The sequence below is a fragment of the Rhizobium sp. 05L429 genome, assembly GCF_056397645.1.
Genome location: NZ_JBFTNV010000025.1, coordinates 16107 through 35061, shown reverse-complemented (window position 1 = coordinate 35061; position 18955 = coordinate 16107). Strand labels below are relative to the sequence as shown.

At 61.2% G+C, this 18955-nt stretch carries 13 protein-coding genes, 4 pseudogenes and 1 riboswitch; of the genes and pseudogenes, 14 read left to right on the top strand and 3 right to left on the bottom strand.

Annotated elements, in window-relative coordinates; genetic code table 11:
• The first annotated feature begins 33 nt into the window (after positions 1-33).
• From AC1DNW_RS23845 to AC1DNW_RS23810, 8 genes and pseudogenes are all read left to right on the top strand, one after another.
• Positions 34-1059 carry an ABC transporter permease gene (locus AC1DNW_RS23845; protein ID WP_477854544.1) on the top strand — a complete coding sequence of 342 codons (1026 nt, stop codon included), beginning with the start codon at positions 34-36 and terminating at the stop codon, positions 1057-1059.
• A gap of 466 nt (positions 1060-1525) precedes the next feature.
• Positions 1526-3298: an adenylate/guanylate cyclase domain-containing protein gene (locus AC1DNW_RS23840; protein ID WP_477854543.1), complete on the top strand. Its 1773-nt coding sequence runs from the start codon at positions 1526-1528 to the stop codon at positions 3296-3298.
• A 235-nt stretch (positions 3299-3533) separates the two neighbouring features.
• Positions 3534-3644: riboswitch (guanidine-I (ykkC/yxkD leader) on the top strand.
• 74 nt (positions 3645-3718) lie between these two features.
• Entirely contained in the window at positions 3719-4792 is a 1074-nt protein-coding gene (locus tag AC1DNW_RS23835) for a putative urea ABC transporter substrate-binding protein (protein WP_477854542.1), read from the top strand.
• 56 nt (positions 4793-4848) lie between these two features.
• Entirely contained in the window at positions 4849-5667 is an 819-nt protein-coding gene (locus AC1DNW_RS23830; protein WP_477854541.1) for an ABC transporter permease, read from the top strand.
• Positions 5664-6488, top strand: a complete 825-nt coding sequence (locus AC1DNW_RS23825) for an ABC transporter ATP-binding protein (protein ID WP_477854540.1) — start codon at positions 5664-5666, stop codon at positions 6486-6488. Before AC1DNW_RS23830 ends, AC1DNW_RS23825 begins: the two co-directional genes overlap by 4 nt.
• A complete protein-coding gene (locus AC1DNW_RS23820; protein WP_477854539.1) occupies positions 6485-7306 on the top strand; it encodes an urea amidolyase associated protein UAAP1 in 822 nt (273 codons plus the stop codon). Before AC1DNW_RS23825 ends, AC1DNW_RS23820 begins: the two co-directional genes overlap by 4 nt.
• A gap of 10 nt (positions 7307-7316) precedes the next feature.
• A complete protein-coding gene (locus AC1DNW_RS23815) occupies positions 7317-7967 on the top strand; it encodes an urea amidolyase associated protein UAAP2 (RefSeq protein ID WP_477854538.1) in 651 nt (216 codons plus the stop codon).
• Positions 7968-7969: 2 nt separating this feature from the next.
• Positions 7970-10192 (top strand): annotated as a pseudogene (locus AC1DNW_RS23810) (5-oxoprolinase/urea amidolyase family protein); the annotation flags it as partial.
• Here the strand turns inward: AC1DNW_RS23810 and AC1DNW_RS23805 are convergent.
• Positions 10173-10847, bottom strand: a pseudogene (locus AC1DNW_RS23805) (amidase family protein); the annotation flags it as partial. The pseudogenes AC1DNW_RS23810 and AC1DNW_RS23805 sit on opposite strands and share 20 nt — an antisense overlap.
• Before the next feature lie 3 nt (positions 10848-10850).
• Positions 10851-12186 (bottom strand): annotated as a pseudogene (locus tag AC1DNW_RS23800) (carboxyltransferase domain-containing protein); the annotation flags it as partial.
• 15 nt (positions 12187-12201) lie between these two features.
• Between AC1DNW_RS23800 and AC1DNW_RS23795 the strand changes: the two are divergent.
• Both AC1DNW_RS23795 and AC1DNW_RS23790 read left to right on the top strand, forming a co-directional pair.
• Positions 12202-12675, top strand: a pseudogene (locus AC1DNW_RS23795) (allophanate hydrolase-related protein); the annotation flags it as partial.
• Between the two features lie 157 nt (positions 12676-12832).
• Positions 12833-13606, top strand: a complete 774-nt coding sequence (locus tag AC1DNW_RS23790; RefSeq protein WP_477854537.1) for an ABC transporter ATP-binding protein — start codon at positions 12833-12835, stop codon at positions 13604-13606.
• Positions 13607-13690: 84 nt separating this feature from the next.
• Here AC1DNW_RS23790 and AC1DNW_RS23785 read toward each other — a convergent pair whose 3' ends face one another.
• Entirely contained in the window at positions 13691-14368 is a 678-nt protein-coding gene (locus tag AC1DNW_RS23785; protein WP_477854536.1) for a GntR family transcriptional regulator, read from the bottom strand.
• Between the two features lie 336 nt (positions 14369-14704).
• Between AC1DNW_RS23785 and AC1DNW_RS23780 the strand changes: the two genes are divergently transcribed.
• The 4 genes from AC1DNW_RS23780 to AC1DNW_RS23765 are packed head-to-tail and all read left to right on the top strand — an operon-like array spanning position 14705 to position 18945.
• Entirely contained in the window at positions 14705-15832 is a 1128-nt protein-coding gene (locus AC1DNW_RS23780; protein ID WP_477854535.1) for a BMP family ABC transporter substrate-binding protein, read from the top strand.
• Positions 15833-15852: 20 nt separating this feature from the next.
• A complete protein-coding gene (locus AC1DNW_RS23775; RefSeq protein ID WP_113295894.1) occupies positions 15853-16983 on the top strand; it encodes an ABC transporter permease in 1131 nt (376 codons plus the stop codon).
• Positions 16983-17909, top strand: a complete 927-nt coding sequence (locus AC1DNW_RS23770; protein WP_113309967.1) for an ABC transporter permease — start codon at positions 16983-16985, stop codon at positions 17907-17909. The genes AC1DNW_RS23775 and AC1DNW_RS23770 overlap by 1 nt, the downstream gene beginning before the upstream one ends.
• Before the next feature lie 19 nt (positions 17910-17928).
• The gene (locus tag AC1DNW_RS23765) at positions 17929-18945 is read left to right on the top strand and encodes a formamidase (protein ID WP_477854534.1); all 1017 of its coding nucleotides are present in this window, start codon (positions 17929-17931) and stop codon (positions 18943-18945) included.
• The last annotated feature ends 10 nt before the right edge of the window (positions 18946-18955 follow it).

Genomic DNA, 18955 nt, shown 5'->3' with positions numbered 1-18955 from the left:
TCAATATAATTGGGTATCGGGGGTGGATCTCGAATGGTCAAAAAAGATCTTGGACTGCTGCTTCTGATCGTCGTCGTCGGCGTCATCGTCGCCATCATCAACCCGCGCTTCCTGCTGCCAATCAACCTGGCGAATACGGCCAACCTGATCGGCCTGTTCGGCATCCTGTCGATCGGCCAGGCCTACGTCATCATTACAGGCGGTATCGAACTTTCCGTTGGTTCGCTCGTAGCCCTTCTTGGCGTATTGTTTGTGGATTTCGTCGCGGTCCAGGACATGTCATGGATGCTGGCGTTACCGCTCATTCTCGTGCTCGGTGGAGCCATAGGCGCCATTCACGGCTTGCTGATCACCCGGCTGAACCTGCAACCCTTCGTCGTCACCCTCTGTGGCCTCCTTATCTACCGCGGGGCGGCGCGCTTCTATACGGCCGACGGGACGGCGGGGTTTGCGTTCGGCCAAAATTTCCCGGACCTTGAATTTCTGACGGCGGGACGGTTCTATGGCGTCCCCAACACCTTCACTGCGCTCGTCATCATTTCCGTGGTCATGTGGGTGGTACTGCATCGCTCTGTCTTTGGACGTTATCTCTACGCGATCGGCAAAAACGAGGAGGCGGCCCGCTATTCCGGTATCCGTACCGGCCGGATGGTAATGTCGGCCTATGTCATCTGCGGACTGCTTACGGCGCTTTCAGCAATCTATTTCGCCATGTATACACGCTCGATCTCGCCGGCGAGCCATGGCCAGTTCTATGAACTCTACGCGATTGCCGCTGCCGTACTCGGCGGCTTTTCGCTCCGCGGCGGCGAGGGATCGATCGTTGGCGTCGTGCTCGGGACGGTGCTTCTCCAGGAGTTGCAGAACCTCGTTAATCTGCTTGGCATCCCCTCGTCGCTGAATTTCGCCGTCATGGGTGGTGTAATTCTCATTGGCGTCCTCCTTGACCAACAATGGCACGCAATCCGCGCAAAGCGGCGCCTCGTGTCAGCAGCAAGGCAGACCGAGGCTCGTGTTCCCAACGAACGCACATTGCCGGTGGTTGCCAATCAGGACTAGGCTGACGGATGGGACCAGTATACGACTGCCGCCAGCAAACCATGCAGCCTCTTCTGCCTTGGCATGCAGATGACCCCTCCGCTATCAGGCCTTCTGAACCTCCGAAGCACGTCGCTGCTGCCGGGTTCGCTAGCGTCCCTGAATGCCGGGTTTGCGAGCTTCTAGCAGAACCCGCTGAACTCAGGCTGGCTGGAGTGACTAATTTGGGGCCGAAAGCTGACCGGGCCTTCAGGCTGCGGTTCTTCAAAGAGCATACATCTTCGTGACCTGACCGGAGTGGGCTTTCGGAACGACCGCGGAACGAGGGGAGGCTGGCAGAGCGGTCATTGCGCGTGGGCTACAACGCCGGCTGCGCCACATGAGCCGAACGGCCAACTCGATCTCAACCAAGATCGCTCTGAGCAGAGGCTAAAAGTTCTTTTTTGCCCTCTTTCTCCCTGCTATCGTGGACGTGAGGAGAGGCTCCATGAGCGAGAACCGAAAGCTGGCTGCAATCCTCGTTGCGGACGTGGTCGGGTACAGCCGGCTTGCCGGCGCCGACGAGGACCGCACCCTGGCGAGGTTGCGGGCGCTGCGCAGTGATCTCATCGATCCCACGATCGCTGTGCACCATGGCCGGGTGGTGAAGCGCACCGGCGATGGTGCGCTGGTCGAGTTCCGCAGCGTGGTGGACGCCGTGCGCTGCGCCATTGAGGTGCAGAACGGTATGGTGGAGCGCAATGACGGCGTGCCTCAGGACCGTCGCATAGACTTCCGGATCGGTATCCATCTGGGCGACGTCGTCGAGGAAAGTGACGGCGATCTGATGGGCGACGGCGTCAACATCGCCTCGCGATTGGAGAGCGTCGCCGCGGCGGGCGCGATCTGCCTGTCCGAGGATGCCTACCGTCAGGTCAAGGCGAGGCTCGACCTCTCGGTCAGCGATCTCGGCACCACGCAGCTCAAGAACATCACAGAGCCGATCCGGGTCTATTCGTTGCAAGTCGGCAGCGCCGGGTCCAAGGCAGCCGCGGCCTCGGAAACCGCGACAAGCCAACCGGCGACGGAAGCGTCGCCGATGCTGTCGATCGCGGTCCTGCCCTTCGCCAACATGAGCGGTGACGCCGAACAGGACTACTTCGCCGACGGCATCTCGGAAGACATCATCACGGCACTATCGAAGCTGTCGCAGCTCTTCGTCATCGCCCGCAATTCGTCGTTCAMTTTTAAGGGCAAGAACGTCGATGTGCAGGAGGTGGGCAGGAAGCTCGGCGTTCGGCATGTACTTGAGGGCAGCGTACGCAAATCGGGGAACAAGGTACGCATCACCGCGCAACTCATCGACGCGAGCACCGGCGGGCATCTATGGGCGGAGCGGTTCGATCGTGACCTGACCGACATATTCGCGGTCCAGGACGATGTCACGCAGCAGATCGTCGGCGCGCTGGCGGTCAACCTGACAGACGGCGATCGGAAAAAACTGGCCCCGGGGCAGACCCGGCACCCCGAGGCGTATGACTGCTTCTTGCGTGGCCGGGAGCTGTGGCACCGGCTGACGAAGCAGACGAACAGCGACGCCMGCGACCTTTTGCAACATGCCGTCGAACTGGACCCGAACTTCGCCTCGGCCCACGCCTTTCTCGCCCTTACCCACGGGCTCGACTACTTGAACCAGTGGAGCGCGTCGCCGCAGCGCTCTATCGAGCAAGCCGAAGACGCTGCGACGCTGGCGGTAGCGCTGGATGATAGCGATCCCGTGGCGCACTGGGCACTGAGTCTGGTCAACCTTTACTCGCGACAGCACGATGGAGCCATCAGCGAGGCCGAGCGTGCGATAGTCCTCAATCCGAACTTCGCCGAAGGGCAGGTCAGCCTCGGCGAGGCACTTCTCTATTCAGGCAGATCCGAGGAGGCACTCGCCTATTTCGATCGGGCAAGGGTTTTGAACCCGTACTTTCCGGATGTCGTTCTCCACTTTCAGGCCTGGGCCTTGTTCCAATTGGGAAAGTACGAAGAGGCCGTCGAACTGTTGCTGCAACGCGTGAGCCGCAACCCCGTCACCGATGTCTCGCGCGCGCTGCTGGCCGCCTGTTACGGACACCTCGGCCATTTCGAAGAGGCTCGCGCGAGGTGGCAAGAGGTGCTGCGCGTCAATCCCGGCTACTCCTTGGAATACCGTCGCAAAGTCTTGCCCTTCAAGAATCCCGCCGATTTCGAGCTCGTCACGGAGGGGCTCCGCAAGGCGGGCGTCATACAATGACGGGTGATTAATGTCCGACCTTGAACCTGTTGCCGCCATTTGCACACAGGATGCGCAATAGCCAGTGTGTCGGCGCAACTACGACCTTAACGTGATCGCCTGCAAGGTCTACCTCCATCGGCGCTCAAATATTGAGCAAAATGCTGCAAGTGTGCACAATATCAAAGTGCCAAAGCGGCTGAGCCAAGAAAAATCAAATAGTTATAAGCTGGCACGCCTCTTGCGTGAGATGAGTTGAGTTGGTGGCTAGGGYTCCGGCGCTTTATAGAGCGCGGCTGGTCCGAGAGCCACCACCGGCGGGGGAGAAATCCCGTTGGGTGCACGGCGGGACAAAAGCCCGGGAGACCTCGTAAGCCAAGGGATTGGTGGCACGATGGTCATTGCCGATCCCTTTTGAAGAAAAGCAGAAGGGGAATTTCAATGCAGACTTTTTCAAAGATTGTTTCCATCCCAGTGCTGGCGGTATCGCTGATGCTTGGGCTGGCTTCCGTCGCAGAGGCGGAACAGAAGACCGAATTCAAGGTGGCCTGGTCCATCTATGTGGGCTGGATGCCTTGGGGTTATGCAGCCGATCACGGCATCGTCAAGAAATGGGCTGACAAATACGACCTCAAGATCGATGTCACGCAGTTCAACGACTATGTGGAGTCGATGAACCAATACACGGCCGGCGCCTTCGACGCCGTGACGCTGACCAATATGGACGGGCTGTCGATCCCGGCCGCCGGCGGCGTCGATACGACCGCCGTGATCGTCGGCGACTTCTCGAACGGCAATGACGCCGTTATCCTGAAGGACAAGGCGAGCCTTGCCGATATCAAGGGCCAGAACGTCAATCTCGTCGAATTCTCCGTCTCGCACTATCTGCTCGCCCGCGCGCTCGAAAGCATCAAGCTGACGGAGCGGGACGTGAAGGTCGTCAACACATCTGATGCCGACATGGTTGCCGCCTACAAGACGCCCGATGTCACCGCCGTCGTCACCTGGAACCCGCTGGTCTCCACCATCATCGAGGATCCCTCGGCGAAGAAGGTTTTCGACAGCTCGCAGGTGCCAGGCGAAATTATCGACCTGATGGTCGCCAATAGCGGCGTGCTGAAAGACAATCCGAACTTCGGCAAGGCGCTCGCCGGCATCTGGTATGAGACCGCTGCCCTGCTGCGGGCAGACACCGCCGAAGGCAAGGCAGCCCGCGAGGCCATGGGCTCGGCTTCGGGCACCGATCTCGCCGGCTTCGAAGCCCAGCTCGCAGCTACCAAGCTCTTTGACAAGCCGGCTGATGCCGTTGCTTTCGTCGCCTCACCCAATCTGCCGAAGACCATGGATCTGGTGCGCAACTTCCTCTTCGAAAAGGGCCTGCTCGGCAATGGTGCGCCGTCTGCCGACGTCATCGGCATCGAAATGCCTGATGGCAAGGTACTGGGCGACGCCGGCAACGTGAAGCTGCGCTTCACCGAAACCTACATGAAGGCAGCCGCCGACGGTTCGCTCTGACCGTAATGGAGGCGCGGCTTGCCCGCGCCTCTCCCCTTCATCAGCGGAGCATTCCCATGCGTTGGATCAACACGAGGCCGAGCCGAGGCGCGCAGTTCGCCTTGATGCTGCTGCCCTTCGTGCTGCTCGCCCTTGCCTATGCCTTCGGCTCGGCCGCGCGACTGGCGGAAAATGCCAATGACAAGCTTCTGCCGAGCCTTGCCGGCTTTGGCGATGCGATCAACCGTCTGGCCTTCGTCGCCGACCAGCGTACCGGCGAATTTCTGCTCTGGTCGGATACGGTCGCGAGCCTGATCCGCCTACTGTCCGGCCTCGGTATCTCGACGGCAATTGCGCTGATTGTGGGCATGCTGATCGGCATGCTGCCCTATCTGAGGGCGCTGCTTTCCCCCTTTGTCGCCGTGATCTCCATGGTTCCGCCGTTGGCGCTTCTGCCGATTCTCTTCATCCTCATGGGTCTCGGCGAAACATCGAAGATCGCCCTCATCGTCATCGGTGTTGCGCCGACGATGATCCGTGACCTGGCGCTGAAGGCGCTGGAATTGCCGCGTGAGCAGATCGTCAAGGCCGAGACGCTCGGCGGCTCCTCCTGGCAGATCGGCCTGCGTGTCGTGCTACCGCAGATCCTGCCGCGGCTGATCACCTGTCTGAGGCTGCAGCTCGGCCCGGCCTGGCTGTTCTTGATTGCGGCCGAGGCAATCTCGTCGGATTCAGGCCTCGGCTACCGCATCTTCCTCGTCCGCCGCTATCTCTCGATGGACATCATCTTTCCCTATGTCGTCTGGATCACCCTGCTTGCCGTGGTGATGAACACTTTGCTCGACCGTCTGCGCATCGCCGTCTTCCCTTGGTCGGAACTGGAGAAGCAGGCATGAGCGAGCTGAAGATCGAAAGGGTCTGGAAGGAATACGGCGACCAGATTGTGCTCGAGGATGTGTCACTGACCGTCGCCTCGCGCGCCTTCGTCGCCCTTGTCGGGCCTTCCGGCTGCGGCAAGAGCACATTCCTGCGCATGCTGCTTGGCCAGGAACAGCCGACGAGGGGCAAGATCCTGCTCGACGGCGAGCCCCTGCCGCCGGAGCCGGGACCGGATCGCGGCGTCGTCTTCCAGCGCTATTCCGTCTTTCCGCATCTGACGGTGCTCGGCAATGTGCTGCTCGGCAAGGAACTGACCGCCGCGCGCTACAGGGCCAAACTCTTCGGCCCGGCACGCCGCGACGCCATCGCGGAAGCACGCCAGCTGATTGCGGAAGTCGGAATCGCCGGTTCGGAGAGCAAATATCCGGCCCAGCTTTCCGGCGGCATGCAGCAGCGCCTTGCGCTCGCCCAAGCACTCATCATGAAGCCGAAAGTGCTGCTGCTCGACGAACCCTTCGGCGCGCTCGATCCCGGCATCCGTGCCGAAATCCACACGCTGATGAAGCGGCTCTGGCACGAAACGCAGATGACGGTCGTCATGGTTACCCATGACATGCGCGAGGCCTTCACACTCGCCAGCCGCGTCGTCGCTTTCGAACGCCGTCGAGACCGGCCGGAAGAGAAGGAACGCTACGGCGCCACCATTACCAAGGACATTTCCATCTGGCCGCCGCGCCTTGCCGGCCAGTCAACGATCTTCAGCCCCGACCGGGACGGCCCGGTCTCTTCCCTGGGGCACAGCCGGGACGACCTGGCACCGTCAGGAGAGATGCTATGATGCATATAAGACGCTCGTCCGAAGAAATCGCCGCCAATCGCGCACGCTACGAGGAGCACCAGAAAAAGGGTCTGGAATTCGCGCCCAAGGCCCTGCCTGGCCCAAGCCTGCTGCCGGCGCCGACCATCGATGCGAACACCGTCATCCACCAGGAGACCATCCCCGGTGGTTGGTACTGGTCGACGAAGCTTTTGCGTGGCGAGGCGATCCGCGTCGATCAGGCCGAGGGCAATTCCACGGTAGCGCTCGTCGCCTGGAATGCTGAGGATACGAGCGAGCGGATCAATCTCGTCGATACCGCCAAGGTTCAGTGGACGACGGCGCTCGGCAAGGGGCGGGTGATCTTCTCCGATATGGGCCGCGTCATGTTCTCGATGATCGAGGATAGTTCCGGCGCCCATGACTGCCTGATGGGCGGCTCGACGGCTGCCTCGAACGCAGCGAAATATGCCGGCCAGAAGACCCGAAACACCCGCGACAACCTCGTCCTCGTCGCGGTCAAGCTCGGCCTCGACCGTCGCGATATTCCAGGCATCCTCAATCTCTTCGCGCCAGTGCGCATTGCCGAGGCCGGCGGCTTTGGCTGGCAGGGCAAACGCTCCAACAGCGGCGATTACGTCGAGTTGCGTGCCGAAATGGACATGCTGGTCGGCTTTTCCAATTGCCCGCATCCGCTCGATCCGGATCCGGCCTACCAACCGAAGCCTGTTGTCATCACCCGCTACAAGGCGGCGGCTCCGGCTGCGGATGATCTTTGCCGCACGGCAACGACCGAAGCCGTGCGTGGCTTCGAAAACAACGCCCTTATGCAGGCCTGAGGAGACGACGATGACCGATTTCATTCAGACCTCGCCTGCCCGCAGCCCGCAAACCGCCGTCGAGGATCATGTCATCTCGGCCGAGGCCCCTTGGTCCGGCATCGTACACAAGGGCCAGACGATCCGCATCGAGGACAGCTACGGCCAACAGGCGATCGACACGCTTTTCTATCGTGCCGATGATTTCTCCGAGCGCTATTCCAACCAGGATACGATGCGCATGCAGGGTGCTGCCTATATCGGCATCGGCACGAAGATCATGTCGAATGAAGGCAATGTCATGCTGACCATGACGGCCGACAGTTGCGGTCGCCACGACACGTCCGCCGGCGCCTGCTCTTGCGAAAGCAATACGGTGCGTTTCGGCCATGGAACGAAATACCTGCATGCCTGCCGCGATAACTTCGTCCTTGAGGTCAGCAAACACGGCTTGGGCAAGCGCGATATCGTGCCCAACATCAACTTCTTCATGAACGTGCCCATTAAGCCGAATGGCGAAATGACGATCGTCGACGGCATTTCCGCGCCTGGGGACTATGTCGAACTCGTCGCTGAAATGGACGTGCTCTGCGTCATCTCCAACTGCCCGCAGATCAACAATCCCTGCAACGGCTTCGATCCGACGCCGATCCGGGTGCTGATCTGGAATGGCGAGGACTGAGCATGTTCAAGAAAGTCCTGATCGCCAACCGGGGCKAAATCGCCATCCGGGTCATCAAGACGCTGCGACGGATGGGCATTGCCTCCGTCGCCGTCTATTCCGATGCCGACCGCTTCACCAAGCCCGCGATGATGGCGGATGAGGCCATCCGTCTCGGGCCGGCGCCGGCCAGCGAAAGCTATCTCAATGTCGATGCGGTCATTGCCGCCTGCAAGGCAACAGGGGCCGAGGCGGTGCATCCCGGCTACGGCTTTCTGTCGGAAAATATTGGCTTTGGCGAGCGGCTTGCCGCAGAAGGCATCGCCTTCGTCGGTCCCAGGCCTGAGCACCTCTCAGCCTTTGGTCTAAAGCATACGGCGCGCGAACTCGCTAAGGCGAGCGGTGTGCCGCTATTGCCCGGCACCAGTCTGCTGTCGAACGTCGATGATGCACTCTCCGCCGCAGAAACGATAGGCTATCCCGTCATGCTGAAAAGCACGGCTGGCGGCGGCGGCATCGGCATGCAGCTCTGCGCCGATGCCGAAAGCCTGAAGGCGTCCTTCGAAAGCGTGCAGCGCACCGCGCGGGCAAGCTTCGGCGATGCGCGCGTTTATATCGAGCGTTTTGTGGCTGAGGCACGCCATGTCGAAGTGCAGATCTTCGGCGATGGAAAAGGCCAGGTGATCGCGCTCGGCGAGCGTGATTGCTCGCTGCAGCGGCGGAACCAGAAGGTGGTGGAAGAAACCCCTGCCCCCGGCCTTTCGGCGGCAACCCGCGCCCGCCTGTACAAGGCAGCCGTCGACCTCGGCGAGGCGGTCTCATACGAATCCGCCGGCACCGTCGAATTCATTTACGATCCCCTGCGGGAGGAATTTTACTTCCTTGAGGTCAATACCCGCCTACAGGTCGAACATCCCGTCACCGAAGCCGTGTTCGGCATCGACCTAGTGGAATGGATGATCCGGCAGGCCGCAGGCGAGGATGTAATGTCCAGTGCGGAGGCTCTGCAGCCGAAAGGGGCCGCGATCGAAGTTCGCGTCTATGCCGAGATGCCGCATGCGGATTTCCGCCCGAGTGCCGGCCTGCTGACGGAGGTCGTTTTTCCTAAAGACGCGCGCATCGACGGCTGGATCGAGACCGGCACGGAGGTCACACCCTTTTACGATCCGATGCTCGCCAAGGTGATCGTGTCGGCCGAGGACCGCCCGGCGGCGATCGAAAAACTGAAGGCGGCCCTTGCCCACATGTCAATATCGGGCATCGAGACCAATCTCGACTATCTCAGGGCCATCGCCAGCTCCGAGCTTCTGGCGAGCGGCAAGGTGGGGACGACGGCGCTGCGCGATTTTTCCTTCGTGCCCGATGTCATCGAGGTGATTGCGCCCGGCGCGCAGTCGAGCATCCAGGAACTGCCGGGACGGCTTGGCCTCTGGCATGTCGGCGTGCCCCCAAGCGGGCCGATGGACGAGCGCTCCTTCCGTCACGCCAACCGTCTCGTCGGCAACGACGATACAGTCGCGGCACTGGAACTGACGGTGTCGGGCCCGGTCCTCAAATTTCACACCGATACGGTGGTCGCCCTTGCCGGCGCAAGGATGGCGATGAGCACTGATGGCGAAAAACTGCCGCATGACGAAGCGGTTACCATCCGCGCCGGCCAGATCCTGTCGATCGGCACCATAGATGGCCCCGGGCAGCGGGCTTACCTCGCCGTGGCGGGCGGTTTTGCCGCCCCTGTCGTGCTCGGCTCGCGCGCTACCTTCGGGCTCGGCCAGTTCGGCGGCAACGCCACCGGCACACTGAAGACAGGTCATGTGCTGCACCTTGCCCGTCAGGCGGCCGCCGATGCACCGAAGCCGGCGACCGAGGCGGCAGAGTTGACGCGGGAATGGGATGTCGGTGTTGTCTACGGTCCGCATGGCGCACCGGATTTCTTTGAGGATGGCGATATCGAGGCCCTGTTTTCGACGAGCTACGAGGTGCATTTCAACAGCGCTCGCACCGGCGTGCGCCTGATCGGCCCCGCGCCGAAATGGGCGCGCAGCGATGGCGGCGAAGCCGGCCTTCATCCGTCCAACCTGCATGACAATGCCTATGCGATCGGCGCGATCGATTTCACCGGCGACATGCCGATCATTCTCGGACCGGACGGGCCATCGCTTGGCGGCTTCGTCTGCCCGGCGGTGATCGCTCGCGACGAACAGTGGAAAATGGGCCAGTTCAAGCCTTGCGGATCGCGACGCCGTCGCCGACCGTTGCAGCAAAGACGGTGACGACGTCGACGCTGCGGCAGGCAGGCACGACGCCGACATTCGGTACCAGTCCCGGTGTCGGCTTTATGCCGACGAGATTGTTGAAGGCAGCCGGTACGCGCCCGGAGCCTGCCGTGTCGGTGCCGAGCGCGAAGCTCGCCAGGCCCGAGGCGACGGCAACAGCCGAGCCGGAGCTAGAGCCGCCCGACACATAGTTTCTGTCGAAGACTGAGCGCGGCGCGCCGTAAGGCGAACGCGTGCCGTTGAGGCCGGTCGCAAACTGATCGAGATTGGCCTTGCCGACGACGATCGCGCCCGCAGCCCTTAGCCTCGCGACGACGGTTGCGTCTCTCTCGGGATCGTAGGAAAATGCGGGGCACGCGGCCGTTGTCGGCAGACCTTCCACATCAATATTGTCCTTCACCACGAAAGGAATACCCCAGAGCGGCAGGCTGTTCGGCTGAGGCGCGCGCTCCATCAGGGCGCGTGCCTCAGCTCGCATCGTATCGTCTGGCGTCGGCGTGATGAAGATTGCCGGATCCATCGAAGCCGCGCGACGGACAATGACGGTCTCGATGACCTCCAGCGGCGTTGTGCCTGCCTCATAGGCTGTGCGAAGGCTGGTCAGATCAAGAATGGTCGGCAGCATGGTTCAGCATTCCTCCAGAACAACAATGATATCGCCCGCTTTGACATTGCGTCCGGGGCCGGCGCGCAGGTCGCGGACGCGGCCTGGCGCATGTGCGGTGACGTTGATTTCCATTTTCATGGATTCGATGATGGCAAGCGTATCGCCCGCCGCAACCGGTGCGCCCGGCGCGACCAGCAGTTTCCAGATATTGCCGGGCACGGCGCTAGCCACGCCGAAACAGCCTTCGGGAATATCGCCATCGGGGCTTTCGCCGACACCTTCGTCAGTGACGAAGGTGTCGAGGCCCGCCTCCTTCCAGCGCTGGCGCTCGGCTTCGAAGGCGGCCTGCTGGCTTGCCTTGAAGATTCCAATCGAGGAGGCATTCGCCTGCAGTTCTTTCTCGTATGCAGGGTAGGAGAATTCCGTCTCTTCGATGCGGACGGGATAGCCCCCGTGCGGGAAGGCGCTGCGCGCCTCCTTCAGCTCCTGGTGGCTGACAGGAAAGAAGCGGATCTGATCGAAGAAGTTTAGCAGCCAGGGCTTGCCCTCGGCAAAGACCGGTGTCTGCCGCCAGGTGTTCCACACCTGGATGGTGCGGCCGAAAAGCTGGTATCCGCCGGGCCCTTCCATGCCATAGATGCACATATAGGCACCGCCGATGCCGACGGCATTCTCCGGCGTCCAGGTGCGGGCCGGGTTGTATTTCGTGGTCACCAACCTGTGGCGCGGGTCGACCGGGGTGGCGACCGGTGCCCCAAGATAGACGTCGCCGAGGCCGAGCACGAGATAGCTGGCGTCGAAGACGACGTTGCGAACGGCCTGTTCATCCGCCAGCCCGTTGATGCGCCGGATGAACTCGATATTGGAGGGGCACCAGGGCGCATTCGGCCGCACGAGCTCCTGATATTTGCGCATGGCAAGTTCGGCATCCGGGTCATTCCAGGAGAGCGGCAGATGCACGATGCGGCTTGGCACCTTGACGTCCTCCGCCGTCGGCAGACTCGCTTCGATATCGGCCAGCAGGCCGAGCAGGCGTTTGCGGGTCAGCGTCGTGCCGTMATAATGGATCTGCAGCGAGCGGATTCCGGGCGTGAGATCGATAATGCCGGGCAGGCGGGCCTGCGATACGGCCTGCATCAGAAGATGCACTCTCAGCCGCAAGGCAATATCGAGCGTCATCGGCCCGTATTCGAACCAGCAGATTGTCATCGCCCTGACGGCGGTAGACGACCGAGACCGGTCCGTCGTCGCGCTTGCCGATGATGGGCGAGCCGGCATCCTCCTTCGCCCGATGCACCGCTGGACCGGCGATGGGGTCTTCGGGACGAGAGACGGGGTGAAAGCAAATGCGATCACCGCCATGCATCGGACTTCGAACGCGGGAATGGGAAAGGATCGTCTTGCGGTGATCCCCGAGCAAAGCCGCCTGCCGCAGGCCGATGACGGCTTGGTGCCGATCGTCGTCGTCGGGGCGCATCTCACCGGCATGCCTCTCAACCACGAATTGACCCGACCAGGTGGCAGGCGCGTCAAATCCTGCCGGACTGCACCGGACTACCGCCTCTTCGTTCTGCCCGATACCATCCCGCCGAAGCCGGGCCTCATCCGCGAACCCGGCTTTGATGGCAAGGGCCTCGAAGTTGAGGTTTGGAAAGTCACCGCGGAAGCTTTCGGGCTTTTTGTCCAGAATATCCCGGCCCCGCTCGGCATAGGCAAGGTAACGCTCGATGACGGTTCCCAGATTTCAGGTTTTCTCTGCGAGGCTCATGCAATCGATGGCGCGCGCGAAATCACCGAATTGGGGGGCTGGCGCGCCTACGTGACAGATCAACGGATACCGAAATGAAATGAGCGTGAAGTATCATCTCAAAAGATTCTTGCTGGCGATGCTCGCCGGCCTCGAGGCACGAAGTGCCTCGAGGCGGTTCGGTCGCCGCAGGATCAGGTGACGAGGCGGGACCGAGGGGTACCGCATTCGCCATAGAATGCTTCCATGTCTGACGATGATGTCGATAGGAGTCGATCGGGGCGGCGTGCGCGCCGAGGTCCTGAAAGACATCAACCTGACGATTTGCGAGGGCGAGTTCGTCTCGATCATTGGCCATTCTGGCTGCGGCAAGTCCACCCTGCTCAATCTCATTGCCGGTCTGACGCCGGTTTCTGCGGGCGCCGTGCTGCTTGAAAACCGCGAGGTCAACCAGCCAGGTCCAGAACGCGCCGTCGTCTTCCAGAACCACTCGCTCCTGCCGTGGCTGACAGTCTACGACAACGTCAATCTCGCCGTCTCCAAGGTCTTCAGCAGAACGAAGACCAAGAGCGAGCGGCATGAATGGGTCATGGCCAATCTCGATCTCGTGCAGATGGCGCATGCCAAAGATAAGCGACCCTCGGAAATATCAGGGGGTATGAAACAGCGCGTCGGCATTGCGCGTGCGCTTTCCATGGAGCCAAAGATCCTGCTGCTCGACGAGCCCTTCGGCGCGCTCGACGCACTGACCCGCGCCCATCTTCAGGACGCGGTGATGGAAATCCACGCTCGCCTAGGCAACACGATGGTGATGATCACCCACGATGTGGACGAAGCGGTGCTGCTGTCCGACCGCATCGTGATGATGACCAACGGTCCGGCGGCTCGCATCGGCGAAGTGCTCGACGTGGTCATCTCCCGCCCTCGCAATCGCATCGAACTCGCTTCCGACCGGACATATCTCAAATGTCGCGAAGCGGTTTTGAAGTTCCTCCATGAACGGCACCGCTTTATCGAAGCCGCAGAGTAGATCCCGCGAGCGGCCATGGCGATCATGTGCTTCGTGGCCTTTGCACTCTCGCCAATGCGACGCACCTGGTCAGGCGTCGCGCGCTCACGCCTCCCCGGCCGTTGCAAACACCACGCTGGCATCGCTGACAATTTCCACATGGGAATATGCCGCCTGCGCAGCAACGGGGCCATCTGCTCGCATGATGGCAGTTACGATCCGGCCGTGCTCCTCGTAGGATCTTGCCAAGCGCCCGGGCAGCCGGAATTGAGCTCGCCGAAAGGGTGCGAGCCGCGCACGTGTCTGTGTCACTGTCTCGAAAATATGATCATTATGCGCGCCTCGGTAGAGGCGGGTGTGAAATTCGGTATTGTGGGCGGAATATTCTTCCTCCGCGCCGGCATGCACCAGCCTCATCGATGCCTTGTGGTCCAGTTCCAGGGTGCGCCGCTCGTCAACTGTCATGCGCTCGGCCGAGAGCCTGGCGCAGATCGCTTCGAGTTCCGCCATCGCCTCAAACATCGAATGCAGATAGGCCTCGGTCACGTTGGTGACGACTGCGCTGCGGTTCGGCTCCCGACCGACAAGCCCCATCGCTCCGAGTTCGCGCAACGCCTCCCGTACCGGGGTCCGCGACACCTCGAAACGAACAGCGAGTGAGACTTCATCAAGCTTCTCGCCCGGCAGCATCTGCCCTGTGACGATCAAGTCGGCAATCGCCCGGACCATCTGCTCGACGGTCGTTCCAGCCCGGATGATCTCTCTGCGCCTGACTTGCTTCAAGAAACGATTCTACCTTGTTGTGGCTGCATACACATGCCCGCTCGGTTGTTTAAAGTCAATGCAGATGTATCATGTTGATAATGCAGCATTATATTCTGAGACTGTCGCTCGGGCTGGCGGGGTATCCGTCGCCAACGATGACGATGGATGATTTTTTATGCGATGCATAATTTTCGATCTTATTCGGCGATCAAATTGCATGCACTTTCAATTTCATCCACCGGACGCCGAAAAATTTCCTCGTAAAATCATAGTATTAGAATCTGGCACATCCGTTGCATACACTTTTGAGTAACCAATCGAAACGGCAAAGACCGCCGTAAGGGGAGCATTCCGATGACCAGACTCCTTTCCATGAAACGACGCCATTTCCTTCAGGCTTCTGCTGCCGCCGCTTTCGTCGGCGCAGCACCTGGTTTCCTCTCCTCGCGCGCACTTGCCCAGACGGCTCTCACGGTCGGGTTCATCTATGTCGGCCCCAAGGATGACAATGGCTACAACCAGGCGCATGCCGAGGGTGCTGCCGCCGTCAAGGCGCTGGCCGGCGTCACCGTCGTTGAAGAAGAGAACGTTCCCGAGACGGTAGACGTTCAGAAGACGATGGAATCGATGATCAATCTCGACGGCGCCACCCTGCTGTTCCCAACCTCCTTCGGCTATTTCGACCCGCATATGCTGGCCATGGCCGCCAAATATCCTGATATCCAGTTCCGCCATTGCGGCGGACTGTGGCAGGAGGGCAAGAACCCGGCCAATACCGGCTCCTATTTCGGCTATATTTTCCAGGGGCAGTATCTGAACGGCATCGCGGCCGGTCATGCGACGAAGAGCAAGAAGATCGGTTTTGTTGCCGCCAAGCCGATCCCGCAGGTTCTTCAGAACATCAACGCCTTCCTGCTCGGCGCCCGCTCCGTTGATCCGACGATCACCTGCCAGGTGATCTTCACCGGCGAATGGTCGCTCGCTGTCAAGGAAGCCGAAGCCACCAATGTGTTGATCGACCAAGGCGCCGACGTCATCACCTGCCATGTCGACAGCCCGAAGGTGGTCGTGGAAACGGCCGCCGGCCGAGGCGCCTTCGTCTGCGGCTATCACGCCAATCAGAGCCCGCTTGCGCCCGAGAAATACCTCACGGGCGCCGAATGGGCCTGGGGCAATGTCTATAGTGACTTCGTCAAGAAGGCACAGGCGGGCGAGAAGCTCGGCAACTTCGTGCGCGGCGGCCTGAAGGACGGCTTCGTGAAGATGAGCGCGCTCGGTCCTGGCGTTTCCGAGGCGGGTCGCAAGGCATTCGAAGCGACCCAGGTGGAGATGATGAAGGGGAGCTTCTCGGTGTTTAAGGGGCCACTGAAGGACAATAAGGGCGAGACCGTCGTCGCGGCCGACAAGGGCTACGCCGAAGATGCGATCGAGCTCGAAAGCATGAACTACCTGGTCGAGGGCGTCGTCGGGTCAACAGCGTAAACCGTCAGGGGAGAAGCGCCATGACCGTTCAGGCCAATGATCCCGCACTATCAGTCGCTTCCGAAAAGCCGGCGTCGCTGCGCCCCGTCCTCGAATGGATCGCGCGACACGCCGAACCTGCTATGATCGGCCTTGCAGCCATCCTGATCGGTCTTGCGCTCTTTTCCCTGTTCATACTGGCGATCGGCAAATCGCCGGCGATGCTCTTCCAGCTCATGTATACCGGCGGCTTCGGCAGCTGGTTTTCGGTGCAGAACACCTTAAGTCGTGCCGCACCCCTTCTCCTGACGGCACTTTGCGTCGCCCTGCCGGCCCGCCTCGGCCTCGTCATCATCGGCGGGGAAGGAGCGGTCGTGCTGGGCGGCGTTGCCGCTGCAGCCATGGCCATGCCGCTGGCCGGCTCGGCACCTGTCCTCCTGACCCTCATCGTGATGGGCATCGCCGCCATGGTGGTCGGCGGCATCTGGATCGGCCTTGCCGGTTTCCTGCGCCATTATCGCGGCGTCAACGAGACGATCTCCTCGCTGCTGCTGTCCTATATCGCCATCGCCCTGATGAACCAGTTCGTCGAGGGGCCACTGCGCGATCCCGCCAGCCTCAACAAGCCATCGACCAAGCCGTTGCCGCCGGAATATATGCTCGGCAACATCCCCGGCATGGACGTGCATTGGGGCCTCGTCATCGGCATCATCGCCTGCATCCTCTCCTGGATTTTGATAGAAGTGACGAGTTTCGGCTTTGCCGCCCGCATCGCCGGCGGCAATGTGCGCGCTGCTCAGATCCAGGGCCTGCCGGTCGGCAGGCTGATTACCGGCTTCACCGCAATCGCTGGCAGTTTCGCGGGACTTGCCGGGATGATCGAGGTCGTAGCCGTCCAGGGCAGTGCCAATGCATCGCTTGCCGCCGGTTACGGCTATACCGGCATCCTCGTCGCCTTCCTCGCCCGTCACAATCCGCTGGCGATCATCCCCGTTGCGATCCTGCTCGGCGGCATTGATGCCTCCGGCGGTCTTATTCAGCGCCGCATGGGCCTGCCCGACGCCACCGTGCTGGTACTGCAGGGCACGCTCTTCATCGTCATCCTGTTCTGCGAGACCTTCTACGGCCGCTTCAAGATGTTCAATCCCGACCTCTGGAAAAGGAGCCTCTGATGGAAGAGACAGGCATCGGCCTATGGGGCGTGCCCCTTGCCATCCTTGCAGGYGCCATCCGCGTGTCCACGCCCTTCATTTTCGTCAGCCTCGGCGAAACTGTCACCGAGCGTTCCGGCCGCATCAATCTTGGACTTGAAGGTACGCTGGTCTTCGGCGCCATGACGGCTTACGCCGTCGCCGTGATGACCAATTCGCCCTGGCTCGGAGTGCTCTCGGCCATGGCGACGGGCGCGGCGTTCGGCCTCGTGCATGGCTGGATCTGCAAATGGCCGAAGGTCAACGATATCGCCATCGGCATTGCCATGATGCAGTTCGGTCTTGGGCTTGCCTTCTTCCTCGGCAAGTCCTTCATCCAGCCTGCCGCCCCGCATCTGCCGGCGATACCACTCGGCTTCTGGTCGACCATGCCGCAGATCCAGGCGGCGTTGAACATCAACGTGCTCTTCCTGCTTGGCGCAGCTCTCGCCTTCATCCTTTGGTGGGCCTTCAAGAATACCCGGATCGGCCTGATCCTGCGCGTCGTTGGCGATAGCACCGATGCCGCACGCGCCATGGGCATCAATCCTGATCGTGTACGTCTGCTCGCAACCGCCGTCGGCGGTTCACTGGCAGCCATCGGCGGCGCCTACCTCTCGCTCTATTATCCGGGATCCTGGAACGAGGGCATTTCATCGGGTCAGGGTCTGATGGCCGTGGCGCTCGTCATCTTCGCCCGCTGGAACCCGATCGGTTGCTTCCTCGCCGCCCTTCTTTTCGGTGGCGCTGGTGCGCTTGGCCCGGCGCTGCAATCGGTCGGCGTCACCCAAGGCTACTATCTCTTCTACGCCGCTCCTTACGTGCTGACCCTGGTCATCATGATCGCCACCTCCTCGCCGACACGTTCGCTCGCCGGTGCACCCGGGGCGCTTTCCCTGACGAAATAAGCATGAAAGGAACCAAGCCATGAACGGCCTCGGCGGACTGAACAAATCGGAACACGGCGTCGGCATCGGTCTCGTGCAGTTGCAGCTCCCCCTCACCGTGACGAGGGAAGATCTTGCCCGCCAGACACAGCTGATCGTCGATCTCGTCGGCAAGGCGCGCCGCAACCAGCCGGGCATGGATCTGGTCGTCTTCCCTGAATATGCGCTGCACGGCCTGTCGATGGATATCAACCCCGAGATCATGTGCACGCTCGACGGACCGGAAGTCGCAGCCTTCAAGAAGGCCTGCAGGGAGAATGCGATCTGGGGATGCTTCTCCATCATGGAGCTGAACCCGGATGGTATGCCTTACAATTCCGGTATCATCATCGACGATAAGGGTGACCTGAAACTCTATTACCGCAAGATGCACCCATGGGTGCCGGTCGAGCCTTGGGAGCCCGGCAATTTCGGCATTCCCGTCATCGACGGGCCAAAGGGCGCAAAGCTCGCGCTCATCATCTGCCATGACGGCATGTTCCCGGAAATGGCCCGCGAATGCGCTTACAGGGGTGCGGAAATCATKATTCGCACTGCCGGTTATACGGCACCCATCCGCGACAGCTGGCGCTTTACCAACCAGTCGAACGCCTTCTGCAATCTCATGGTCACGGCGAACGTCTGCATGTGCGGCTCCGACGGCACCTTCGACAGTATGGGCGAAGGCATGATCTGCAATTTCGATGGCTCGATCATCGCTCACGGGATATCGGGACGCGTCAACGAGATCATCACCGCCGAAGTGCGCCCCGACCTCGTGCGCGAAGCCCGCCTCGGCTGGGGCGTTGAAAACAACATCTACCAGTTCGGCCATCGCGGCTATGTCGCCGTTGCCGGCGGCGCAGGCGACGCGCCCTACACCTACATGCACGACCTCATCGCCGGCAAATACCGCCTCCCCTGGGAGGACCAAGTCAAGGTCACGGATGGCACGTCCTGCGGCTTCGGCAAGCCAGCGCGCGCCTACGGCGAAACATTCAAACTCGCGGGTGAATAGGAGAAGAGAC